Genomic DNA, 22,530 nt, shown 5'->3' with positions numbered 1-22,530 from the left:
TATGATGAAATTTTCTGAAATGTTCAATCGTCCATACGGGAAAGCATTGCTTGTTAGTTTGTTGACGGCCTGCATCTGTGGTTACTACCTTCCGTGGAAGGGGACATCCTTGCTTCTGCTGCCCCTCTATCTTTTTGCTTGGGTTGAGAGGGGAAACTATCAGGTTGAAAAAAATCTGAAGATTGCTTTTTTCGTTTTCATGGGCTATGCGTTGTTTTTTTCTCTGACTTCATATGTACCGAAACACTCATTTAAGGGCCTCTACGATGTGCTACGTGGCCTTCTGCTCTTCCCCGTTGGCTTCGCTTTTGCGCGGTGGGTACAGGACAAAAAATCTTGGGCATTAGTCAACCTGATCAGCTTGTTGCTTGTTGTGGGAACTTTGTTTTTTCCGCAGCGTGGAGGTCTTTTTTATTCTTATTTTGAAAATCCAAACAATGCAGCTGTCTTGTTAATCATTTTCATCTGTTTGTTATTCCCTGCAGTCGATTCGTGGCGACCTAAATGGTTAAACTCTATTTCACTTCTTGGCTTGCCTATTGCCTTATATCTTCTCTTTTTGACAAATGGGCGTGGGGCTTGGCTCGGTATTGCCGTGGCCACGGTCGCTTTGCTGCTTTTTAAGAATAGTCTTCGCCGGAGATATTGGTTGGGGGCTTGTGCGGTTATCGTATCTGGTCTTTCACTATTGTTCTTTAAGTACAATTGGAAGGGGTTTAGCCTTAGCGAACGCGAGGGGCTTTGGACGGGATTGGTTACGGAGACGGTTGATAAAAATCTATTTTTCGGTTATGGATTCAATGGGACAAAAGATCTGATCGATCAGCTTGGACTCATATCTCGAACCGCACATAATGTTTTTCTGGAAATTTTTGTTACCAGCGGTCTGTGCGGTTTGTTTTTTATGATGATTTTTATTTTCTTTCTTTGGCGCATATTCACTCGCTACTCTTACCCCAATAACCACCTTGTTATTGCCGGGTGGATTGCGATTATTTCTTTTTTGGTCATGGGGCAGTTTGATCTTAAGTTTTCCAGTTTTCGGTTCGCGGGGACCCTTGCCTTTTTCCTCGGTCTGATTTATTCACAGCGGATTGAGAAACGGGATACTGATCATGAGTTTTGTAGTGACTAGGCAAGTTCTCTGGTGGGGACATTTCGATGCTGATTATTCGCGTAATCGTGTCCTCAGGGAGATATTCGGTCAACTTGGCTGGCAAGTCTTCGATTTTCAACCCAGGTTAAGTCGTTTTGGGGCTTGGGAAGCTGCCCTCAGTCGATTACCTGCTACCGATCTGATTTGGGTCCCTTGTTTTCGTCAGCGTGATCTGTCTGCTGCGGTGCGTTGGGGGCGAAAAAAGCAAATCCCGGTCGTTTTTGATCCGCTAATCAGCGCTTACGATAAACAGGTTTTTGAGCGACAAAAATTCCCCCCTCAAAGTCGTCAAGCGCAGAAGCTGTTGCGGTGGGAGCGGAAAATCTTCAGCAAGGCTGATTTGCTTATTGCCGACACTTGGGAGCATGGCAGGTTTTTTTCTGAAACGCTCGGAGCCGAGACTGAACGCATCGCAGTCGTCCCGGTTGGCGCTGAAGAGGATGTTTTTAGGCCGCACAGGAATTCAGCAATAGCTGAGACCGTACCGACAGTTTTGTTTTACGGTAGCTTTCTGAATTTGCAGGGCCCTCAGGTTATTGTCGAAGCGGCTCGGTTGTATAACGGTCCACCGGTTGTTTGGAAGATGGTTGGCCAGGGGCCGCTACTCGAAGAATGCCGTAGTAAGGCAATCGGATTGGCAAACGTTGAATTTGTCTCCTGGTTGCCTTATGAAGAGCTTCCCGATGTGATCAATCAAGCCGATATCTTATTGGGAGTCTTCGGTTCTTCAGCTAAAGCCGGCCGGGTGATCCCGAACAAGGTTTATCAATCCCTCGCCTGTGGCAAACCGCTGGTGACACGGACGGCACCCGCTTATCCCGATTCCTTTGATGATAACGATAACCTCGGCATCGGTTGGGTGCCTGCTGATAATCCGCAGCAGTTGGCTGATAAAATTGCTGAATTACTTGGCAAGCGTGCGGCGCTTGCCGAGATGGGGCGTTTGGCACGTCAAACCTACGAAAGTCACTTTTCCATGGCATCGATTTCCGCCAGTTTGGTTGCTGCCTTAAAACCCTTGCTTCCTGCCGACTGATAGGAGTGTTATGGATGCAGTTGTAGATAACTCATTTGCTGAGCATATTGCCTTGGCCGAATTGGTTCGTACCGAACTGGCAGGACAAATTTCAGTCTGTGCGCAGACGCTGACGAATTGCTTGAATAATGGCGGGAAAATTCTCGTCTGTGGCAATGGCGGTTCCGCTGCTGATGCCCAGCATTTTGCTGCCGAACTGGTCGGGCGTTTTGAAGTCGAGCGCTGCGGCCTGCCGGCTATCGCGCTGACGACCGATAGCTCCTGTTTAACCGCCATCGGCAACGATTACGGTTTTGAGCGAGTCTTTTCGCGGCAGGTCGAGGCCTTGGCTGGCGAAAAAGATTTGTTGATCGGGATTTCCACCAGTGGTAATTCGCAGAATGTCCTTGTCGCTTTACAGGCAGCGAAACAGATTGGTTGTGCGACTGTCGGCTTGACCGGTCATGATGGCGGCAGCATTGCTGCTATGGTTGATTGCTCTCTCGTTGTGCCAACGCAAAGAACGGCAAGAGTCCAGGAGATGCATCTGCTGATTATTCATATTCTTTGTGAATTGATCGATGCTGAGAGCCTGATTAAATAAATGGAAATCTGATGAAAAAATATACTCCGATATGTCTAGATAAAATTACCACCTATTCAATTAAGACCCGCAATAATAAAGTGAATGTTGCCGAGCATTTTGCCGCTGAGCCAACCGCTGATAGTACCTTCAGTGATTTTTTTGCCAGCTTGCCCAATCTGCTTGGTGCCGAATCTCTGCGTGGTGTCGTTGCTGCGGTTATCAATGCGCATCGAAATGGCCGACCGGTGGTGTTGGCGATGGGCGGGCACGTTATCAAGTGTGGTTTGCAACCGGTGCTGAAAAAGCTGATCGATGCTGGGATTATCACTGCCGTGGCGATGAATGGTTCGGCGGCGATCCATGATTACGAAGTTTCCCTGGTCGGCGCAACCTCCGAGGATGTCGGTGCGGTGCTGCAATCGGGGGATTTCGGTTTTTCGGAAGAGACTGGCGGCGGGATGAATACCGCTTTAAGGGTTGGACTGGAGCAGGGCTTCGGTTTCGGCGAAGCGATCGGTCGGGCGATTGTCGACAATGCTCATCAATATATGGAATCCAGCCTGCTGGCAAGCTGCGTAATAAATGAGATCCCGGCGACTGTTCACGTGGCCCTCGGCACCGACATCATCCACCAGCATCCTCAGGCGGACGGCGCGGTGATCGGCGAGTTATCGATGCACGATTTCCGTTTGCTGACCTCGGTTGTGGCCGACCTTGGCGATGGTGGTGTTTGGTTGAACGTCGGGTCGGCGGTGTTGTTGCCGGAAGTTTTTCTCAAGGCTCTTTCCATTGCGCAGAATCTTGGTCATCAGGTCGATAATTTCACTACGGCAAACTTTGACATGATCCAGCATTACCGACCGCTGCAGAATGTTGTCAAACGGCCGACCTCAGGGCAGGGGCGCGGCTACACCATTACCGGCCACCACGAGATAAATATTCCGCTGTTGGCCCACGCCATTCTTGATGGCCTGCGCAGGGAGTCTTGAGATGAATCGGCAACAGATGGAACAACTGTTGAATTCAATTGCCAACGTCAAGGTTTTGGTGGTCGGTGATCTGATGCTCGATAAATATATCTGGGGGAAGACCAGCCGGATTTCACCCGAGGCACCGGTGCAGGTGGTTGAGGTGGAACGGGATGAGTTGCGTCTCGGTGGCGCGGGAAATGTGGTTAATAACCTGCTCTCGCTCGGTTGTCAGGTTTCCGTCGCATCGGTGGTTGGTGCTGATGAGGATGGTCAAAAACTACTGAGATTGCTGTCGCAACGCGGTGTCGATAGCACCGGTGTTCAGCAGTCCCCACAACGGACCACCAGTCGCAAAAGTCGGGTGCTGGCCAGTCATCAGCAGATGCTGCGGATTGATCGGGAAAGCACTGGTGAGATATCAGTTGAAGAGCAAGAGTCTCTGCTTGAATATGTTCAGCAGCAGTTACCGGAGGTTGGTGCGGTGTTGCTGTCGGATTATCTGAAGGGGGTGCTCACTGCTGATTTGTTGCATCAAATTACCAAGCAGTGTCATCAAGCCAAGCTGCCGGTGATTGTCGATCCCAAGGGTGTCGATTTTAGTCGTTATCGCGGCGCAACACTGCTGACTCCGAATCGGCGCGAAGCTGAGGTTGCCACTGGGATTGTGATCAATGATGACGCCTCTTTGCTGAAAGCTGGTGCTGTTTTGCTAGACGATCAGCAGCTCGATGCATTGGTGCTGACCCGTAGTGAAGAGGGGATGAGCCTGTTTTCCGCCGACGGCCAGGTCGAACATCTGCCGACCGAAGCTCGGGAGGTGTTTGATGTCTCTGGTGCTGGGGATACGGTGATTGCCGTTATTGGCGCTGCTTTGGCGGTCGGTGCAGGTCTGAGTGATGCCGCACGGTTAGCAAATCTTGCCGCTGGGATCGTCGTCGGCAAGTTGGGTACATCGACGGTGACTGCTGCTGAAATTTTAAACGATTACACTCGCCGTAACCGTCAGACCGATACGAAAATCCTGCCCCGCGATGAGTTGGCTGATTTGCTCGATTCGCTCCGCGCCGCTGGCAAGAAAATCGTCTTTACCAACGGCTGTTTCGATTTGCTGCATGCCGGGCACGTCAAATATTTGCAGCAGGCCCGTAACCTCGGGGATTTGCTGGTTTTAGGTCTTAACTCCGATGATTCGATTCGCAGACTAAAAGGCCCGAAACGGCCGCTTCTGGATGAGACCGAGCGGGCGCAGATCCTTGCTGCGCTCGATTGTATCGATTATCTCGCCATCTTTGATGAGGATACTCCGCTCGAATTGTTACAGCAGGTTCGTCCGCAGATTCTGGTCAAGGGCGGTGATTATCTGCCAAACGAGGTAGTCGGCAAAGAACTGGTGGAAAGCTATGGTGGTCGGGTTGAGCTGATTCAGTTTGTCGATGGCAAGTCGACGACCAACATCATCGACAAAGTTTTAAGCATGTACCGGGATGAATAAGTTGAATAATCTGCCTTCTGATAAATCAATCAGCAAAATTCTGATCATTAAATGGAGTGCTATGGGAGATATTATTATCTCCACGGCACTGTTTGAAGATATCCGTCAGGCATTTCCCGCTGCCAGTATCGATCTGAATATCCTCCCTCCCTGGGATCGCCTGTTTCAACACGACCCCCGTTTTAACGAGATCATTACCGTTGATCTGCGAAAAACGGAGAAGGGGCCGAAGGGTTTCTGGCGTTGGGTGCGTGAGGTACGCCATCGCAATTACGATCTGATTGTAGATCTGCAGTCAAACGATCGCAGTCGTTGGCTGATGACCGCACTGCATTTGACCGGTGGCAAAGTTCCGCACCGTCTTGGGAACCACAAGCGATATCCCTACAACTTGGCACCTGAACCACCCAAAGTGCTGCCGATTCACCCTTTCACTGTCCAGCAGCGTGCTCTTGAATCTGCCGGGATACCGGCGCTTACTCCACGGCCAGTGTTGCATATCGATGCTGCAGCGCGACAGAGAACTGAAGCGCTGCAGAAGGAGCATGGTCTGTTGCCGGATCGCTACGCGGTTTTTTTGCCTGGTTGTCAGGCGGCTGGTTATCTGAAACGTTGGGGTGCGGATAACTATAGCGGCCTTGCGCATTTGTTGCATGCTCAAGGGCTAAAGGTGGCAATCGTCGGCGGGCCGGATGAAATGGACGAGTGTGAGAATATCAGGACTGCCGTCGGGCAGGAATGGATTGTCAACCTTTGTGGCAAAACCCAGATTGTTGATATTGTGCCGCTCGCTGCAGGGGCGCGACTGATCGTTGGGAACGATACCGGGACTGCCCATGTCGCTTCGGCAGCAGACCGACCGATGCTGGTGGTCTGTGGCCCGACCGATCCGCGTCGGGTTACGCCGATCGGTGATAATGTCCAGGCTCTTCAGACCACGGGTCTTGATTGTCTCAACTGTTACTGTAAGAAGCCCTGCGACCATCACAGTTGCATGAAACTGGTGACCCCGGAGCTGGTTATTGAGAAGTTATGTGAAATGGGAGCTCTTTGATTATTTCGGCCGGTTTTTCTGCTCCGGTTGTGGAGCACACGCCGGCAGAAGTGTGGTGCCATATTTTTGCTGTTGCTCATATTCGTATAATTTCGCGTACTTCATAAAGGCGTAAAAGGCCATGGTTACTGAGGCGATAAAGCCGGCCCAACCGTTTCGATAGTTACGCTTGAAAAGGAAAATCCGTAGGAAAAAGAACGGCGGATAGAAAAGCAGAATCCAAGGTGAGGCTTTCTTGCCTTTGGCGATTTTATCAGCAACCAGTCCAGTTGAGTAGTGATTGACCTTGTCGACCTTGGTGTGGATGTCGACTTCACCGAAATGGTAGAACGCGCCATTTAATCGTCCGATTTTACCAGCGACTTTTGGCGCAGCGTGGATTGGCATGTCGGAAACATGCGCCTTGGTTTTATCAAACAGACGTAGAAAGCCATTTAGTCGCGACTTGGTACTGGCCATTTGCCAGAACATCTGTTCCTGACGTGGCAGCTCGTAGCCAGCGCAGCTTGGACCTTGTTGTAGTAATTCTTTAACTTCCTGCTGCAGCTCCGGGGAGAGAGCCTCGTCGGCATCCAGCAGCAGAACCCAGCGGTGACTGGTTTTCTCCAGTGCCGATTGTTTCTGTGGGCCGTAACCAAGAAATTTGTGCTGGAAGGTTTTTGCGCCAAATTCTGCCGCAATCTGCATGGTTTCATCGGTGCTGAAGGAATCGAGCACGACAATTTCATCCGCCCACTTGACGCTTTCTAAGCAAATACGCAAGGTGTGAGCATTATTGAAGGTGGTCACAAATGCGGATAGTTTTTCCATGGTGGCGCTCCTTCTGCAGCACAGTGGTCATTGAGTTGGGGGATATTAGCTTTCCTGCTCTGTTTCTGCAACTGCTGATCAGAGATAAGGTCAACAATGAACCATACGAAATTACGTCCGGCAGTTTTTCTCGATCGTGATGGGACGATTAATGTCGAGAAGGACTACCTGATCGATCCGACTGAGTTTGAATTTATCCCCGGTGTGCCTGCTGCGTTGAAGAAACTCCAGGATGCTGGTTTTTTATTGGTTGTTGTGACCAATCAATCTGGGGTTGCGCGCGGTTATTTTTCCGAAGCCCAGGTCGCTCGCCTTCACCAGCATATGACCGATTTGCTTGCGGAGGTTGGTGTCAGTCTGGCAGGTATTTATATCTGCCCGCATCATCCAACCGCCGGCAGCGGAGACTATCTACAGGATTGTGACTGTCGAAAAGGGAAGCCAGGGATGTTGCAGCAGGCGGCACTCGAATTGGACATCGATCTGCGGCAATCCTTTATGGTCGGGGACAAGGAGGCCGATATCCTGGCGGGGACAGCGGCGGACTGTCAAACCTTTCTGGTTCGAACCGGTTATGGTGAAAACCATATAGACAGTGCTCGTAAGTATGGTGTACAGGTCGTCGCAGATCTTGCCGCGGCCGCCGCAGAAATCATGACTAGAAGCAGCTAATCGCTTGATCTTTTTGGCTCTTCCCAAGTACTGGTTGAGATGTTACTATTCATTTCTTTTTTAATGGACTAAAGTTTTTTATTACGGCGAAAAGGTCTCGTTGAGATCTTAAACCGCCCTAGGGGCGCCTGATAGAAGGTGGGAGGGATTATGAAAACTGTAGTGAGAAAAGTTGTCTGTGCATTGGTGTTGGGGGTCGTGTTGTCAGTCGGTAGTCTGCCGGCACTGGCTTTGGACAAGATTGATGTCAACACGGCGACCATGGAACAATTACTCGAGGTAAAAGGGGTTGGCGAGGTGCTAGCCCAGCGGATTATTGAGTACCGGCAGGTGCACAAGAGCTTCAAAACCCTGGATGAGTTAAATAATGTCAAAGGGGTAGGTGGTAAAAAGTTGGAGAAGATGCTTCCATATCTGACCCTGTCCAAGAAGTAATTCTTCGGATTAAGTAACTGATCCAGAGCCTTTTCGCATCGGTTGGGAGAGGGGGATTTCCCCTCTCCCAACCTTTTTACATTTTTAAATGACCAATTAACGCAAGGTTGAATGAAGATGGCTTTGTTCGTCGTGCTTGCCTAATGTTTCTTGGTTCCTTTTGGGGCAGAAGTAAATACGCGTGTTAAATCCCTTGGAGCTGCGTCGTTTAGCTGCTTTAGCCCCAAAACTCGTTAATTTTTTTTCTCGTGAGGTTGCAGGTGAAAATACTGGTTACAGGCGGAGCAGGCTTTATCGGTTCTGCTGTTATTCGCCACATTATTGATAATACTGAGGATGCGATTGTCAATCTGGATAAGCTGACCTATGCAGGGAATCTGGATTCCCTTGTGGATGTTGCATCCAGCAGTCGATATGCGTTTGAACAGGTCGATATTTGTGATCGGGCGGAAGTTGCACGGGTTTTTAGCCAACATCAACCGACGGTTGTAATGCATCTGGCTGCCGAGTCCCATGTCGATCGTTCCATTGATGGCCCTGCTGCCTTTATCGAAACCAATATTACCGGGACCTTTACCCTGCTCGATGTCACCCGCGCCTATTGGAGCAAGCTGTCACCGGCGGCGCAGGCTGATTTCCGTTTTCACCATATCTCGACCGATGAAGTTTATGGCGATCTTGAGGGGCCTGAAGATCTGTTTACCGAAGAAACTCCCTACGCACCCAGTTCTCCCTATTCGGCGAGCAAGGCCAGTTCCGATCATCTGGTCCGTGCCTGGCTGCGGACCTACGGACTGCCGACCCTGATTACCAACTGTTCTAATAATTACGGTCCTTTTCATTTCCCGGAAAAATTAATCCCCTTGATGATCCTCAATGCCCTAGAAGGGAAACCGCTCCCTGTCTATGGCAAAGGCAACCAGGTGCGTGATTGGTTGTATGTCGAGGATCATGCCCGCGCTCTGTATAAGGTGGTCACCGAAGGGAAAGTAGGCGAGACCTATAATGTTGGCGGGCATAATGAAATGCAGAACATTCAGGTTGTACATACCCTCTGTGCCATTCTGGAGGAGTTAGCGCCAGAAAAACCGTCAGGCGTTTCTCGCTATGAAGATCTGATCACTTATGTGCAGGACCGCCCTGGCCACGATCTGCGTTATGCCATAGATGCCAGCAAGATTCAGCGTGAACTGGGCTGGGAGCCGCAGGAAACCTTCGAGACTGGCATCAGAAAGACGGTCGAGTGGTATCTGGCCAATCAGGTCTGGTGCCAGCGGGTCCAGGATGGCTCTTATCAACGGGAACGTCTCGGGGTTGATAAGTGACTGGTGACGAGTATTATGAAAAGTCATAAGGATTTGTTGGCTTGGCAGAAAAGTGTGGACATGGTGACCCGTGTTTACTCCGAAACCAATGGTTGGCCAAAAGAAGAAATTTATGGGTTAACCTCGCAGATTAGAAGAGCTGCAGTTTCAATCCCGTCCAATATCGCTGAAGGGGCAGGCAGAGCTGGCAAGAAAGAATTCTCCCGTTTTCTTTCATCGCTAGGAGGGTGTCCGACTATACGGGCAGTAGCGAAAATTTGGTGGTTTGAGACCAGGTTTTGGCTCATTTGAGAGCGCATAGCCGTAGCTATGGTCTGAAAAGGAGCTGAAATATGGGCCAAACAGCCGAATTTGCAGTCTGCTCATGGATAGTCCGACAGGCTCCTAGGGGATCTTTGGCGGAAGTAGAAACCCAAGTGGTGATCGCACAAAGGCTTGGCTATATGATTGATGGTTCCGATCTAGACAAGGGACTTCAAGAAATACGTCGCATGATTATTGGTTTGAAAAAAAGTCTGGAGCCTAGTTTTGACTAGTCACTCGTCACCCGTCACTCGTCACAAAATAATAGCGCTTATCGGCGCCAACGGCATGCTGGCGACTGCGATCAAGAAACTGGTGCCGGCCGACTATGTAATTCAGTCGTTTGATCTGCCCGAGTTCGATCTAACTGATCGGGAGCATGTTTTAGCACTGCAAGAACAGAGTCCAGAGATCATCATCAATTGTGCTGCCTATACCAACGTTGATGGCTGCGAAGAACAACGCGACCTTGCGATGCAGGTCAATGGGGATGGACCCGGTTTGCTGGCGGAATTGGCGCTAAAGATAGGTGCGGTACTGGTTCATATCTCGACCGATTTTGTTTTTGACGGGATGAAAACCTCGCCCTATCTGGAGGATGACCAGACGCAACCGCTTTCGGTTTATGGAGAGAGTAAGCTCTCTGGCGAGCAACAGATTCAGCAGTCCGGTTTGGCAAAATATTTCATTGTTCGGACCAGTTGGCTGTATGGTGCTGGGGGCAACAACTTTGTCGAAACCATGATTCGGCTTGCCAGAGAAAGAACCGAGTTAAAAGTTGTTGCCGATCAGCGCGGAACACCGACCTGGACGGAAGATTTGGCTCGTGCTATTTATGCGCTGTTGCATTTGACTCTTCACCCGTCACCGGTCACCCGTCACCCGCTTTACGGTATTTATCATTACAGTAACCAAGGCGAGTGCAGTTGGTTTGAGTTTGCCCGTGAGATTATCAATCAGGTTCGAAATTTAGAAGACTTACAGGTGGAAGAAATCCTGCCGATTCCAACCGATGGTTATCCGCTACCTGCCGAAAGGCCGAAATATTCGGTGCTTTCGAAGGGGAAAATCAAGCAGGCGACGGGAATTTTAATTCCAGGCTGGCAACAGAGTTTGCATGATTATTTGAAAAACCGGGTATTGGACACGGATAAAATCTGAAAATGCTGATTATGAACGAATCAAGCACAGAGAGTTCTGGTTGGATTCGAGCTTTCGAACAGAATTTTAAAAGTCAGGGCGGCAAATCAGATTTTATCCAGAGTAATCCCGAGGCTAAAAACCGAGGTTTGTCCATATTGCTTGAAGATCAAGAGCTGTTTCAGCCTCAGGATACAATCTGATAAGGTCGGATAGGTCAAAACCAAAAGACTTTGAACTGGTTTGAAATCAGATTTGATCCATAGTAATTCCGAGGCTAAAAAAAGAGGTTTTGTCCATGTCGCTTTCTCACAGTAATATAACAGAACAAGTTATCGGCTGTGCCTACGAAGTGTACAATAATCTCGGTAGTGGATTTCTTGAAAAAGTATATGAGAATGCTCTCTGCATCGAATTGAAAAAACAAGGCCTCAGTGTAGATCCTCAAAAAGAGATTTCTGTCTCTTATAAAGGTACCCAAGTAGGGCATTACTTTGCTGATCTTGTTGTTGAAGGGCTTGTTGTTGTAGAATTGAAAGCGGTTGATAAAATTTCTGCCATCCACGAACTGCAACTTAAAAACTACCTTAAGGGGATTGATCTTGAAGTTGGTTTGTTGATTAATTTCGGCTCGAAAGTTGAGATAAGACGAAAGTATGTTGGTTCTTCATCTATATGATATGTTCTAATTTTAACATAAATCCAAGAGCTGTTTCAGCTTCAGGATAAAATCTGGTAAGGGCGGATAAAGCAAATGCCAGGGCTTTTGTCTTTGTTTGGAGTCAGATTTGATCCAGAGTAATCCCGAGGCTAAAAAAGGTTTGTGGTCTAAGGGGCAAAAGCCATTTCAGCCTCAGGATGCAATCTGATAGCATCGGATAAAGAGAATGCCAGCGATTTTGACTTTGCTTACAACCAGACCTGATCCAGAGTAATCCCGAGGCTAAGAAAGGTTTGTGGTCTAAAGGTCAAAAGCCATTTCCGCCTCAGGATACAATCTGATCATGAAGCGCAGCTACTCAATTATCTCAAAGCGACCGATTTTGAAGTTGGTCTTTTGCTCAACTTTGGGGCAAAGCCAGAAATAAGACGTAAGGTTTTTGATAATCACCTAAAAAGCTAGTTTGATATAAATCTGATTCGATCTGTGAAATCCGTGTCCAATTGTTCTAAGGAGTATTAAGTTGTCTGGAATTAAAAAAGGAATTGTTTTGGCGGGTGGTTCCGGTACCCGTCTCTATCCGCTGACCCTGGTGGCAAGCAAGCAGCTACAGGCGATCTACGACAAGCCGATGATCTACTATCCGCTGTCGATTTTGATGCGCGCCGGAGTGCAGGATATTCTGATTATCTCGACACCGCAGGATACCCCTCGCTTTGAAGCTCTGCTAGGTGATGGCAGTCGCTGGGGAATTAAGCTCAGCTATGTGGTGCAGCCAGAGCCGAAGGGGATCGCCCAGGCGTTTCTGGTCGGTGAAGAATTTATCGACAATCAGCCGGTCTCGTTAATTCTCGGGGACAATATCTTCTACGGAAAGATGGATTTGGATCGGATCTTCTCAGAATTTAAGAGCGGAGCCCGGGTGTTTGGCTATCCGGTTAACGATCCTGAGCGCTATGGTGTCGTTGAGTTTGACCGTAGCGGTCAGGCGATCGGTATCGAGGAAAAACCGGCACAACCGAAATCGCGTTATGCGGTTCCAGGACTTTATCTCTATGACGAGAAGGTCGTTGAATTGACCAAGCAACTGACCCCCTCTCCTCGAGGTGAGTTAGAAATAACCGACCTCAACCTGGCTTATCTGCAGCGTCAGGAATTGATGGTTGAAAAGTTGGAGCGTGGTATCGCTTGGCTTGATACCGGTACTCACATGAGCTTGCTTGAAGCGAGTCACTTTATTGGTACCCTTGAAGCGCGTCAGGGGGTTAAAATTGCCTGTCTGGAAGAAGTTGCCTACCGTAAGGGCTTTATCGATCGGGATGGATTTCAGCAGGTTATTGAAGATACTCCAAAATCGAGTTACCGTGAATATTTGGAGTCAGTGTTAAGTGATGAGTTTTGAAGCAGTTTTAGGTGTTAGGTGTTAGGTGTTAGGTGTTAGGTGGTGAATCATAAAGCATAAATCCTAAGCCTTAAAACATAAATCCTAAAACTTAAAACTTAAAACCTATCACCTTAAATCTGAAATGGTTTTAACGTTATGAGCTATTCGTCTTTTGAGGATCTCGATGTTTGGAAACGAGCTTCCCGGCTTGCGGTACATACATATGAAGTGTTAAGAGATTGTAGCGATTTCGGATTGAAGGACCAGATGTGCAGGGCTGCGGTCTCTATCGCATCGAACATCGCTGAAGGTGCCGAGCGTGATTCCAAAAAGGAATTTGTTCGTTTTTTGCACATCGCCAAGGGTTCTGCTGCTGAATTAAGGACCCAAGTGTATATAGCAGCGAAAATTGGTGTTGTTAGTAATGATGATCAGAAAGAAATGGTGGCAGAACTTGTGGATTTGTCAAAAATGCTCCATCAATTAACAAAATCAGTTAAGAGCCAAATGGCTTAAAACTTAACCCTTAAAACGATATCCATAATGAAAATTATTGCAACAGATATTCCTGACGTACTGATTGTCGAACCTACCGTTTTTGGCGACGAGCGCGGTTTTTTTCTGGAAAGTTTCAATCAACAACGCTGGGAAGAGTTGACCGGTCTGAAGACGACCTTTGTACAGGACAATCACTCGCGGTCAGAAAAGGGTGTGCTGCGTGGTCTTCATTACCAAACTCAGCAGACACAAGGCAAATTGGTGCGTGTTGTCCAAGGTGAGGTCTATGATGTCGCGGTTGATTTACGCAAATCCTCGGCAACCTTCGGTACATGGGTGGGGTGCCACCTTTCAGCTGAAAATAAACGGCAACTCTGGGTGCCAGAGGGGTTCGCACATGGTTTTCTTGTGTTGAGCGAAAACGCTGAATTTCTCTACAAGACTACTGACTACTACGCCCCCCAATTTGAACAGTGTATCCGTTGGGATGATGCCGATCTTGCCATCGATTGGCCTGCCGATATCACCCCGGTTCTGTCGGCAAGGGATGCCGAGGGGATGAGTTTCAAAGAGGCTGAGAAATTCAGTGCTGAATTTTAGTGATAAGTTTTAGATTTTAGGTGGTATGGTTTCCTTGAAATCTAACACTTAACCACTTAAAACCATGAGGAATTTATGAAAATTCTCGTTACAGGTGCCGCCGGTTTTATCGGTTTCCATCTCTCGCAATATCTATTATCCCGAGGCGATCAGGTTGTCGGTCTCGACAATATGAATGATTATTATGCTGTCAGCCTCAAAGAAGCCCGCCTGAGCCAACTTGTAGGCCACAAAAACTTCCGCTTTGTGCGTATGGACCTTGCCGACCAGAAGGGGATCGCACAGCTGTTCAAAGATGAGCGGTTCGAAAAGGTCGTCAATCTGGCTGCCCAGGCGGGGGTGCGTTATTCCTTAGAGAATCCCCACGCCTATATCGACGCCAACGTGGTTGGTTTTACGAATATTCTCGAGGGGTGCCGGCATAATGAGGTGAAACACTTAGTCTATGCTTCCTCTTCCTCGGTTTACGGCGCAAACACCACTATGCCGTTTTCCATTCACGACAATATCGATCATCCACTCTCTCTCTATGCAGCTACTAAAAAAGCTAATGAATTGATGGCCCACACCTATAGCCATCTCTATCGTTTGCCGACAACTGGTTTGCGCTTTTTCACTGTTTACGGTCCTTGGGGACGTCCGGATATGGCGATGTTTCTGTTCACTAAAGCCATGCTGGCGGGGGAGCCGATTAAGGTTTTTAACTATGGGAAAATGCTACGCGATTTTACCTATGTTGATGACATCGTTGAAGGAGTGGTGCGGACACTTGACAGGACCGCTGAGCCAAATGAAGACTGGAGTGGTGCTAGCCCCGATCCGGGGACGAGTGCTGCTCCCTATCGGATTTATAATATAGGCAACAATCAGCCGGTTGAATTGATGTACTTGATAGAGACGTTGGAAAAAGAGTTGGGGGTTGTTGCAGAAAAAGAGCTGATGCCAATTCAGCCGGGGGATGTGCCGCAAACCTATGCTAATGTTGATGACCTAATTGCAGATGTCGGCTTTAAGCCGGAGACCTCGATTGAAGATGGTGTGCGGCAGTTTGTTAGTTGGTATAAAGGATATTTCGTCAAATAATCAGATATTTTTCAGAAGTCGATGTTGTGCATCTTTTCCGACTGTTTATCCTCCAACTTTTTGAAGCTATTGTGAGAAGAATTGATTTATGGACCAGAATATAAATGAGCAAGAACCAGGTGTTTCCCCCCGCCAAGCCGTCGATGATGAAATTAATCTGGGCGATCTTTGTCTTATCCTGATCAAGCGTAAGTTCCTGGTTCTTGGTTTCTTCATAGTCAGTCTTTGTCTGGGTTCTATGATTGCGTTTCTTCCCCCAGCCAAGTATAGCTATTTGACAACCGTTGAGATTGGGTCTTTTCCAGTGGACAACAATGAGACTGGGGGAATTACTAGAGAGCTGATTGAATCACCTGAGATGGTACTGGCAAAGATTAAGCAAAGTCATATTCCTTTAGCGCAATACCAGATTTCGAGAGAGAATAATGGTCGTATATTGGGGGTTGCTGCATCAATTCCGAAAAGCAGTGATTTGATATCTCTCGTTTCTAAGGGAGAGGAAGTTAATATTGAACTGTACAAAGAACTGCATGCAAGTGTGGTTGCTTCTTTACTGGCAGGACATCAGAGCGATGTTGAAGTGTTGAGAACTGAACACCGTATTAAACTCGATTCTGCTACGAAAATGTTGAATAATCTTGAAGATCCAAGAGTTTATGCTATTGCAGAGAAGGCACTGAAACTGAAACTGAATGCCGCAAGAATGTCATTAGTCGAATACGATGACCAGGAGAAGCTTTATCTCTCAAAAAAGCTACAGCTTGCAGAAACACAGTTTTTGCTGAAGAAGCAGATTAAAAAAATTGAGGAAAGTCTGGATCTGGCTTACGCCAGCCAACCCAAAGCTTTATCTGAGGCAGCAGATGAGACAAGGGCGATGACTTTGTTACTGATCAATAACCAGATTCAACAAAGTGACAACCGGCTGGCTTCGTTGCAGGAACGTTTAACTGTTGGGGTCGAAAGCCAGAAGCAACAGGCAGAAAAAGACATTGCAGATAACAAGCGGGCAAAAGAGTTGAAGGTGGCTATGATTGATGAATTGCAGAGTCAACTTGTCAACCTTCGGGTCCAGCGTGAAAGTCAGCAAGCCGAGCAAAAAAACGTAATTGCTCTTTTGGAAAATAGCTTTAGTAAGATTCGCGAAACCAAGGTATTGGGTTTGGCAGTGAAATCCCTTAAGCCTGTTGGACCAGGTAGGTCAGTTCTTATGGCGTTGTCTGGATTTTTTGGAGTTTTGGGTGGTGTAATACTGGCTTTTTTTGTTGAATTCATTAGTAATGCACGCCGCCGAATGCAGTCAGAAGTGGCACCGACAGAATAGTGCAGTACGAAACCAAAAAGCGTTTAAGTAACTCAAAAAAATTATCGACAAAGGGATCCTTCTTGAACTCGAAGCACAGGTGTTGATAAAGTCGTTTGAGCAAGCCTATGAGCTGGCTGGAACAACCTTGAAAGATTACAAAGTAGTGGCAATGCAATGAATGAAAATGGTTATGGACAATACCTGTTGTCTCTTGCGAAAGATTTTACAGATTTTTAGTAAATAGGATTCTATTGTGTCTGAATATTTCAAACATCCGTCAGCTATTGTTGAAACTAAAAAAATAGGTGAGAAGACTCGTATCTGGGCTTTTACCCATGTCCTTTCTGATGCTCAGATCGGTACTGATTGCAATATTTGCGATCATGTTTTTATCGAAAATGACGTGATAATTGGTGACCGCGTGACTATCAAGTGTGGCGTGCAAGTTTGGGACGGTTTACGGGTCGAGGATGACGTTTTTATTGGACCTAATGCGACCTTCACAAACGATATATCTCCGCGAAGTAAGAAGGATTTTGTGCTCTTGGGTACACAGGTAAAAAAAGGAGCCACTATTGGCGCAAATGCGACCATATTACCTGGTTTGATTATTGGTGAGAAAGCAATGGTTGGTGCTGGGGCCGTGGTGACCAAGGATGTCCGCCCAGGTACGCTTGTAGTCGGTAATCCTGCTAGAATTGTAAAGACTCTCGAGGATTAATTATGCCACTTAGTGATTGTAGAATAATCGAACTTCCCAAGATTTCTGACCCTCGTGGGAATTTAACCTTTGTTGAAAGTGGAAACCAGATTCCATTCGATATCAGTCGTGTTTATTATCTTTATGATGTCCCTGGTGGGGCCGAGCGTGGTGGTCACGCCCATAAGGAATTGAGTCAGTTGATTATTGCTATGTCTGGAAGTTTTGATGTCGTTCTTGATGATGGTCGAGAAAAGAAAAGGTTTCACCTGAACCGTTCCTATCAGGGGCTCTATGTCTGTCCCATGATCTGGCGGGAACTTGATAATTTTTCTTCTGGATCCGTTTGTATGGTACTGGCATCAAATCTTTATGATGAGGCTGATTATTACCGTGATTACGATGAATATCTTTCTACATCGGCAGTTTTGAAATGAAAATTCCTTTCCTTGATTTAAAAGCCCCCTATCTCGAAATTAAAGATGAGCTAGATTCAGCCTACCGGCGCGTTATGGAGTCTGGCTGGTATGTTTTGGGGCAGGAGGTTGAAGCCTTTGAAGAGGAGTTTGCATCCTACTGTGAGGCGAAGCATTGTGTTGGTGTTGGCAACGGTCTTGACGCCTTACACCTGATTTTGCGTGCCATGGATATCGGCTCTGGTGACGAGGTCATCGTGCCGGCCAATACTTACATTGCGACCTGGTTGGCTGTTTCCTATGCCGGTGCTACGCCAGTACCCGTTGAACCGGATGAGAAAACTTACAACATCAATCCTGCATTAATTGAAGCAGCAATTACCAAAAGGACAAAAGCAATTCTACCCGTCCATCTCTACGGGCAGCCTGCTGACATGGATCCGATCAATGCGGTCGCACAGAAACATGGCCTGAAGGTCATCGAAGACGGTGCCCAAGCTCATGGCGTACATTACAAAGGTCGTCGCGCCGGTAGCTTGGGTGATGCTGCGGGGTTCAGCTTTTACCCAGGGAAAAATTTGGGGGCGTTGGGAGATGGTGGCGCCATCGTTACTGATGACGATGATTTGGCGGATAAAATTCGCGTATTGGGGAACTATGGTTCACAAGTAAAGTATCGCAACGATGTCAAGGGTTTTAATAGCCGCCTTGATGAATTACAAGCAGCTTTACTACGCGTTAAACTTACAAAACTCGATGAGTGGAACGCACGTCGCCAGCAGGTTTCAGAATTTTTTCAGGTAAACTTGAGTAAATCTTCCGGGTTGGTTCTTCCCCACATTTCAGCATGGTGTGAGTCGGTCTGGCACCTGTTTGTCGTTCGACACCCTCAGCGTGATGCACTTCAGCATCATTTGACTGCTGCGGGTGTCCAAACCTTGATCCACTACCCGATACCGCCCCACAAGCAGCAGGCCTATTCTGCCTATAACAACCAGACATTTCCATTGACCGAGCGTATCCATAAAGAAGTACTAAGCTTGCCAATTGGGCCGAACATGGCGATGGAGAAAGTGCAGCAAGTTGTAAAGGCATGCAATACATTCTCGGCCAGCAGTGCTATTTGAATCCATTAGATATTAGTAAGTCCTATTCTGAACTTTTACAAGAATCGATAATATGCAAGTGAATGGTTATCCAAAAGCCGAAAAATCATCTGGTGTTCAATTTTATATGTTGGGTGCGGGCCGTCCGCACCAAGGCGAGGAACACACTGCATTGCGCAATGCGTTAGGTCAGTCCAGGGTTTTGGACTGGTTGCTGCAATCAGTTGATTTTCTGACACCAGATGTTCATTTTGTTGGCGGTTATCAAGTTGAGGCTATTGCTCAACGGTATCCAGATTTTCAGTACATCGTCAACGATGAGTGGCAGTGCACGGGGGCTGCTTATTCCTTGATGCATAGCCCTCTTAGTGAAGAAAATGAGTGCCTAGTCTCTTATGTGGATATCCTTTTTCGGGAGAGTATGGTTCGCTCTTTATTTGAGGTTGATGCTGATATTGTGGTGGCGGTGGATAGTCATTGGCGTAAACGTTTTAGTGGTCGTACTGCGGCGGATCTTGACCGATCTGAAAAGCTGTTTTTGCACCAGGATCAAGTTACTCGGTTGGGTACAGATCTCGACACCGATCTTGCAAATGCCGAGTTTGTAGGCTGTGTACGTTTTGGTGTTTCAGCTCTGGCCGCCATGGCCATCGACAAAGAAGGCCTGCGTCAACGTCTGCATAAAGGGAATCTGTCAGATTTGGTGGAAGTCTTGCGCATGCAGGGGTTGAGTGTTAAGGCCGTGGATGTGTGTGGCGACTGGGCAGAGCTCAACGCACCACAAGATCTAGCTCACTTTGTGTTAGGTACCAAGGCTCAGACCTTGCGTCGACTTCGTGGGATGGTGACCCATAGTTGCATTGAAGATCAGGTCAGCTTTACCACCGCCGAGTGGCAGTCATCACCACAAGATGTAATGTTGTGTATCCAGAAGCGGTTTTTACAAAAAAAACTTGTGATTCGTAGTAGTGCCTTGTCTGAAGATGGTTTTTCTAATTCCAATGCCGGTGCATATACCAGTCTGTTGAATGTTGACGGCGCATGTCGCGATACGTTGAGTGCCGCTATTATGCAGGTGGTGTCCTCCTATCCGGATACTCATCCAGAAAATCAAGTGTTAGTTCAACCCATGCTACATAACGTACAGGTTAGCGGGGTGGTGTTTACCCGCACTTTAGCCTGTGGCGCACCCTATTATGTGGTCAACTATGACGATATGACGGGTAGCACCGAATCCATTACGAACGGTAGTAGCCAAGGGCATAAGACGCTAATACTTCGTCGTGATGCGAGCGAACACAGTCATAACATTCCTGAACATCTTAAGCTATTGCTGCCCGCTCTGCGTGAAGTTGAATCTTTACTGGGTTATGACTCTCTGGATATTGAATTTGCATTAACTGCTCCAGATAACTTGCATATATTGCAGGTGCGTCCGATTGCCGTCGATCATTCTGAGTGGGCGGTTCCTGATAGTGCCTTTCATGCGCTGCTGTCAGAAGGGGAACGACGTTTTGAGAGTCTTCAGCCTGCTTCACCATTTGTGGTTGGGACACGTACCATTTTCGGGGTGATGCCGGATTGGAATCCCGCAGAAATTATTGGTACAAAGCCTGGTCGTTTAGCGATGAGCTTGTACCGGTTTCTTATCATGGATGAGGTCTGGGCTACTCAGCGGGCTGAATATGGTTATCGCGATGTGCGACCACAGCCACTGCTTGTGGCATTCGCTGGTCATCCTTATGTGGATGTGCGGGCCAGTTTCAATTCCTTTGTGCCTGCAGTCCTTGATGATGCACTGGCGAGTAGACTAGTGGAATTTTACCTTGACTGGCTGGAGCAACACCCGCATTTGCATGACAAGGTAGAATTTGATGTGGTTCCCACCTGCTTTTCGCTGGATTTTTCCAGTTGGGAGAAGCGCTTAATGGAGCAGGGCGGCTTTTCGCTAGACGAAGTACAACTACTTCGGAATGCGCTTCGTGATATTACTTCTCAGGCTTTGCAGCGCAACGCTAAAGATCTTAGTCTGGTCAGTCGAATGGAGCAGCGTTTTGAGCAGATCAACGCAACCGATCTGTTCCCTCTGGAAAAGGCATATTTGCTTTTGCAAGACTGCCGTTCGCTGGGTGCTTTACCTTTTGCCCACTTGGCCCGCAGTGCTTTTGTCGCGGTGACTCTGCTTAGTTCTGCCGTTAGTGCAGAGGTTATTACACCGGCCGAACGCGACGATTTTCTAAATACTATCCGCACTATTAGCCATGACTTGACTCGCGACGCTGGATTCACTGCACAAGGACAAATGTCTTGGGACGATTTTGTGTCCAAATACGGACATTTACGGCCAGGGACTTATGATGTCACTTCCCTGAGTTATGTTGCCGATCCAGAACGTTACCTGCGGCCACTGGTTGAACGTGCTTGTATGCCCCAAGCAAAGACTACCGAAGTTTCTGGCAAACTTTGGGCGCGTGCGCGTGAACGCTTTACAGCAGCTTTAGCTGATCAGGGCCTAGCATGTGATCCTGATGCCTTGGAACGCTTCATGCGCGAAGCGATAGAGGGCCGTGAATACGCTAAGTTTGCTTTTACACGAAATCTCTCCCTTGCCTTGGATGAATTGGTGAAATGGGGTGGGTCGCAGGGAGTTTCTCGTGAAGCGCTTTTTCATCTGGCTATTGAGGATATCCTGGCATTGTGTACAGGCTGTGTTTCGGTTTCAGATATTTCCGGTTGGCTAAGTAGTCGTGCAAAGGAAGGGGCCGAATTACATCAGCGAGTTGCTGCAGTAGAGTTGCCGCCACTGATTTGTAGTCATTCTGATTTTTCGGTGTTCACTTATCCTTCCTCACAAGCTAACTATGTTGGATCTGCGAATGTAAGGGCGGCCTGCGTAGAACTCTCCTGTTCCGATGAAAATGTAGATCTGTCGGGTAAGATTGTTTTGATTCCTCAGGCCGATCCTGGCTATGACTGGCTGTTTGGTCGGGGTATTGCTGGCTTAATTACCATGTACGGTGGAGCCAACTCTCATATGGCGATTCGTGCTGCCGAATTTGGGCTACCTGCTGCAATTGGTGTAGGTGAAAGCCGATATCAAACTTTGACGCGCGCCACGGTACTTGAGTTGAATGCAGCAAATCGATTGATCCAGGTGGTCCAGTGAAACGCCTTGCGGTAACACAGCGTGTAGAAGTGATAGCAGGGTATGATGAACGTCGTGATTGTTTGGATCAGCAATGGACGCAGTTGTTGGACTTGTTGGGTTTTGATCTGTTGCCAGTGCCCAATGCTTTGCTTGATCCAGAAGGCTGGATCAAACAACAAGAGGTTGTTGGCCTTATTTTGACAGGTGGTAACGACCTTTCCCATTTGACGAATGCCTCACGTCCGGCTCCTGAGCGTGATGTTACTGAAATGGTTCTGTTGGGCTGGGCTGAAGAACAGGTATTACCTGTATTGGGCGTGTGTCGGGGGATGCAGATGATTAATCATTATTTGCGTGGAAGTATGGCCCCCATCAGTAGGCATGTAGCCTGTCAACATATTATTTATCCATGTTGTGATGTGCCTTTTTGGGCAGAATATCAGAAAGTCAATAGCTTTCATGATTGGGGGATCCCTGGAAACCACTTAGGGACAGATCTACAAGCCTTGGCTCGGTGCGAAGGCGGTTATGTAGAAGCCTTTCAGCATCGACATCTGCCATGGATGGGAATCATGTGGCATCCCGAACGTAACCATCCTGCATCTGCTCTGGATAAGCGACTTATCGAACAACATTTTTCAAACAATTAATAATTAATGAATAGGTGTT

Annotated in this window: 25 protein-coding genes; 24 read left to right on the top strand and 1 reads right to left on the bottom strand. The window is 47.8% G+C overall.

Translation table 11 applies throughout. The annotated features are described in order from the left end of the window. Positions 1-4: 4 nt before the first annotated feature. Genes ACZ5PT_RS18000 through waaF form a run of 6 tightly spaced genes read left to right on the top strand, consistent with a single transcriptional unit; the run spans position 5 to position 6,274 of the window. Positions 5-1,135: an O-antigen ligase family protein gene (locus ACZ5PT_RS18000; RefSeq protein WP_464264397.1), complete on the top strand. Its 1,131-nt coding sequence runs from the start codon at positions 5-7 to the stop codon at positions 1,133-1,135. Further along, the gene (locus ACZ5PT_RS17995; protein ID WP_464264396.1) at positions 1,116-2,192 is read left to right on the top strand and encodes a glycosyltransferase; all 1,077 of its coding nucleotides are present in this window, start codon (positions 1,116-1,118) and stop codon (positions 2,190-2,192) included. The genes ACZ5PT_RS18000 and ACZ5PT_RS17995 overlap by 20 nt, the downstream gene beginning before the upstream one ends. A gap of 10 nt (positions 2,193-2,202) precedes the next feature. Continuing rightward, positions 2,203-2,775 carry a D-sedoheptulose 7-phosphate isomerase gene (gene gmhA / locus ACZ5PT_RS17990; protein WP_464264395.1) on the top strand — a complete coding sequence of 191 codons (573 nt, stop codon included), beginning with the start codon at positions 2,203-2,205 and terminating at the stop codon, positions 2,773-2,775. Positions 2,776-2,786: 11 nt separating this feature from the next. Further along, entirely contained in the window at positions 2,787-3,746 is a 960-nt protein-coding gene (locus tag ACZ5PT_RS17985) for a GSU2086 family protein (protein ID WP_464264394.1), read from the top strand. Between the two features lies 1 nt (position 3,747). Beyond that, positions 3,748-5,220, top strand: coding sequence for a bifunctional D-glycero-beta-D-manno-heptose-7-phosphate kinase/D-glycero-beta-D-manno-heptose 1-phosphate adenylyltransferase HldE (hldE, locus tag ACZ5PT_RS17980; RefSeq protein ID WP_464264393.1), 1,473 nt, complete (start codon positions 3,748-3,750; stop codon positions 5,218-5,220). Further along, positions 5,213-6,274, top strand: coding sequence for a lipopolysaccharide heptosyltransferase II (waaF, locus tag ACZ5PT_RS17975; RefSeq protein ID WP_464264392.1), 1,062 nt, complete (start codon positions 5,213-5,215; stop codon positions 6,272-6,274). Before hldE ends, waaF begins: the two co-directional genes overlap by 8 nt. Here waaF and ACZ5PT_RS17970 read toward each other — a convergent pair whose 3' ends face one another. Further along, positions 6,275-7,084: a glycosyltransferase family 2 protein gene (locus ACZ5PT_RS17970; protein ID WP_464264391.1), complete on the bottom strand. Its 810-nt coding sequence runs from the start codon at positions 7,082-7,084 to the stop codon at positions 6,275-6,277. A gap of 96 nt (positions 7,085-7,180) precedes the next feature. Between ACZ5PT_RS17970 and gmhB the strand changes: the two genes are divergently transcribed. The 18 genes from gmhB (at position 7,181) to ACZ5PT_RS17880 (ending at position 22,511) form a co-directional block, all read left to right on the top strand. Further along, a complete protein-coding gene (gene gmhB, locus ACZ5PT_RS17965) occupies positions 7,181-7,756 on the top strand; it encodes a D-glycero-beta-D-manno-heptose 1,7-bisphosphate 7-phosphatase (RefSeq protein WP_464264390.1) in 576 nt (191 codons plus the stop codon). Between the two features lie 150 nt (positions 7,757-7,906). Continuing rightward, on the top strand, positions 7,907-8,191 hold the full coding sequence (locus ACZ5PT_RS17960; RefSeq protein ID WP_464264389.1) for a ComEA family DNA-binding protein: 285 nt from the start codon (positions 7,907-7,909) through the stop codon (positions 8,189-8,191). Between the two features lie 260 nt (positions 8,192-8,451). After that, on the top strand, positions 8,452-9,516 hold the full coding sequence (gene rfbB / locus ACZ5PT_RS17955) for a dTDP-glucose 4,6-dehydratase (RefSeq protein WP_464264388.1): 1,065 nt from the start codon (positions 8,452-8,454) through the stop codon (positions 9,514-9,516). A gap of 15 nt (positions 9,517-9,531) precedes the next feature. Then, complete coding sequence (locus ACZ5PT_RS17950; RefSeq protein ID WP_464264387.1) at positions 9,532-9,807, top strand: four helix bundle protein; 276 nt, start codon at positions 9,532-9,534, stop codon at positions 9,805-9,807. Between the two features lie 41 nt (positions 9,808-9,848). Then, entirely contained in the window at positions 9,849-10,052 is a 204-nt protein-coding gene (locus tag ACZ5PT_RS17945) for a four helix bundle protein (RefSeq protein ID WP_464264386.1), read from the top strand. Further along, complete coding sequence (gene rfbD, locus ACZ5PT_RS17940; protein WP_464264385.1) at positions 10,045-10,980, top strand: dTDP-4-dehydrorhamnose reductase; 936 nt, start codon at positions 10,045-10,047, stop codon at positions 10,978-10,980. Before ACZ5PT_RS17945 ends, rfbD begins: the two co-directional genes overlap by 8 nt. Before the next feature lie 277 nt (positions 10,981-11,257). Beyond that, positions 11,258-11,638 carry a GxxExxY protein gene (locus ACZ5PT_RS17935; RefSeq protein ID WP_464264384.1) on the top strand — a complete coding sequence of 127 codons (381 nt, stop codon included), beginning with the start codon at positions 11,258-11,260 and terminating at the stop codon, positions 11,636-11,638. A gap of 255 nt (positions 11,639-11,893) precedes the next feature. Beyond that, entirely contained in the window at positions 11,894-12,082 is a 189-nt protein-coding gene (locus ACZ5PT_RS17930) for a GxxExxY protein (protein WP_464266763.1), read from the top strand. Positions 12,083-12,143: 61 nt separating this feature from the next. After that, positions 12,144-13,022 carry a glucose-1-phosphate thymidylyltransferase RfbA gene (gene rfbA / locus ACZ5PT_RS17925; protein ID WP_464264383.1) on the top strand — a complete coding sequence of 293 codons (879 nt, stop codon included), beginning with the start codon at positions 12,144-12,146 and terminating at the stop codon, positions 13,020-13,022. A 138-nt stretch (positions 13,023-13,160) separates the two neighbouring features. Then, entirely contained in the window at positions 13,161-13,520 is a 360-nt protein-coding gene (locus ACZ5PT_RS17920; protein WP_464264382.1) for a four helix bundle protein, read from the top strand. A gap of 27 nt (positions 13,521-13,547) precedes the next feature. After that, positions 13,548-14,102 carry a dTDP-4-dehydrorhamnose 3,5-epimerase gene (gene rfbC, locus ACZ5PT_RS17915; RefSeq protein ID WP_464264381.1) on the top strand — a complete coding sequence of 185 codons (555 nt, stop codon included), beginning with the start codon at positions 13,548-13,550 and terminating at the stop codon, positions 14,100-14,102. A gap of 75 nt (positions 14,103-14,177) precedes the next feature. Further along, a complete protein-coding gene (locus ACZ5PT_RS17910) occupies positions 14,178-15,185 on the top strand; it encodes an NAD-dependent epimerase (RefSeq protein WP_464264380.1) in 1,008 nt (335 codons plus the stop codon). Between the two features lie 88 nt (positions 15,186-15,273). After that, positions 15,274-16,509 carry a Wzz/FepE/Etk N-terminal domain-containing protein gene (locus tag ACZ5PT_RS17905; RefSeq protein ID WP_464264379.1) on the top strand — a complete coding sequence of 412 codons (1,236 nt, stop codon included), beginning with the start codon at positions 15,274-15,276 and terminating at the stop codon, positions 16,507-16,509. 235 nt (positions 16,510-16,744) lie between these two features. Beyond that, entirely contained in the window at positions 16,745-17,212 is a 468-nt protein-coding gene (locus ACZ5PT_RS17900) for an acyltransferase (protein ID WP_464264378.1), read from the top strand. Positions 17,213-17,214: 2 nt separating this feature from the next. Next, positions 17,215-17,628 (top strand): sugar 3,4-ketoisomerase, encoded by a 414-nt coding sequence (locus ACZ5PT_RS17895; RefSeq protein WP_464264377.1) that lies wholly within the window; start codon positions 17,215-17,217, stop codon positions 17,626-17,628. Next, positions 17,625-18,734, top strand: a complete 1,110-nt coding sequence (locus tag ACZ5PT_RS17890; protein WP_464264376.1) for a DegT/DnrJ/EryC1/StrS family aminotransferase — start codon at positions 17,625-17,627, stop codon at positions 18,732-18,734. The genes ACZ5PT_RS17895 and ACZ5PT_RS17890 overlap by 4 nt, the downstream gene beginning before the upstream one ends. A 52-nt stretch (positions 18,735-18,786) precedes the next feature. Further along, positions 18,787-21,879 carry a PEP-utilizing enzyme gene (locus ACZ5PT_RS17885; RefSeq protein WP_464264375.1) on the top strand — a complete coding sequence of 1,031 codons (3,093 nt, stop codon included), beginning with the start codon at positions 18,787-18,789 and terminating at the stop codon, positions 21,877-21,879. Then, the gene (locus ACZ5PT_RS17880) at positions 21,876-22,511 is read left to right on the top strand and encodes a gamma-glutamyl-gamma-aminobutyrate hydrolase family protein (RefSeq protein WP_464264374.1); all 636 of its coding nucleotides are present in this window, start codon (positions 21,876-21,878) and stop codon (positions 22,509-22,511) included. Before ACZ5PT_RS17885 ends, ACZ5PT_RS17880 begins: the two co-directional genes overlap by 4 nt. The last annotated feature ends 19 nt before the right edge of the window (positions 22,512-22,530 follow it).

It is taken from the genome of Desulfuromusa ferrireducens, from assembly GCF_055389805.1.
This window is presented reverse-complemented; position numbering and strand designations above follow the sequence as displayed.

Coding starts and splice junctions, on each gene's coding strand:
- ACZ5PT_RS18000 (WP_464264397.1), top strand. CDS start 5: ATGAAATTTTCTGAAATGTTCAATCGTCCATACGGGAAAGCATTGCTT.
- ACZ5PT_RS17995 (WP_464264396.1), top strand. CDS start 1,116: ATGAGTTTTGTAGTGACTAGGCAAGTTCTCTGGTGGGGACATTTCGAT.
- gmhA (WP_464264395.1), top strand. CDS start 2,203: ATGGATGCAGTTGTAGATAACTCATTTGCTGAGCATATTGCCTTGGCC.
- ACZ5PT_RS17985 (WP_464264394.1), top strand. CDS start 2,787: ATGAAAAAATATACTCCGATATGTCTAGATAAAATTACCACCTATTCA.
- hldE (WP_464264393.1), top strand. CDS start 3,748: ATGAATCGGCAACAGATGGAACAACTGTTGAATTCAATTGCCAACGTC.
- waaF (WP_464264392.1), top strand. CDS start 5,213: ATGAATAAGTTGAATAATCTGCCTTCTGATAAATCAATCAGCAAAATT.
- ACZ5PT_RS17970 (WP_464264391.1), bottom strand. CDS start 7,084: ATGGAAAAACTATCCGCATTTGTGACCACCTTCAATAATGCTCACACC.
- gmhB (WP_464264390.1), top strand. CDS start 7,181: ATGAACCATACGAAATTACGTCCGGCAGTTTTTCTCGATCGTGATGGG.
- ACZ5PT_RS17960 (WP_464264389.1), top strand. CDS start 7,907: ATGAAAACTGTAGTGAGAAAAGTTGTCTGTGCATTGGTGTTGGGGGTC.
- ACZ5PT_RS17950 (WP_464264387.1), top strand. CDS start 9,532: ATGAAAAGTCATAAGGATTTGTTGGCTTGGCAGAAAAGTGTGGACATG.
- ACZ5PT_RS17945 (WP_464264386.1), top strand. CDS start 9,849: ATGGGCCAAACAGCCGAATTTGCAGTCTGCTCATGGATAGTCCGACAG.
- ACZ5PT_RS17935 (WP_464264384.1), top strand. CDS start 11,258: ATGTCGCTTTCTCACAGTAATATAACAGAACAAGTTATCGGCTGTGCC.
- ACZ5PT_RS17920 (WP_464264382.1), top strand. CDS start 13,161: ATGAGCTATTCGTCTTTTGAGGATCTCGATGTTTGGAAACGAGCTTCC.
- rfbC (WP_464264381.1), top strand. CDS start 13,548: ATGAAAATTATTGCAACAGATATTCCTGACGTACTGATTGTCGAACCT.
- ACZ5PT_RS17910 (WP_464264380.1), top strand. CDS start 14,178: ATGAAAATTCTCGTTACAGGTGCCGCCGGTTTTATCGGTTTCCATCTC.
- ACZ5PT_RS17905 (WP_464264379.1), top strand. CDS start 15,274: ATGGACCAGAATATAAATGAGCAAGAACCAGGTGTTTCCCCCCGCCAA.
- ACZ5PT_RS17895 (WP_464264377.1), top strand. CDS start 17,215: ATGCCACTTAGTGATTGTAGAATAATCGAACTTCCCAAGATTTCTGAC.
- ACZ5PT_RS17890 (WP_464264376.1), top strand. CDS start 17,625: ATGAAAATTCCTTTCCTTGATTTAAAAGCCCCCTATCTCGAAATTAAA.
- ACZ5PT_RS17885 (WP_464264375.1), top strand. CDS start 18,787: ATGCAAGTGAATGGTTATCCAAAAGCCGAAAAATCATCTGGTGTTCAA.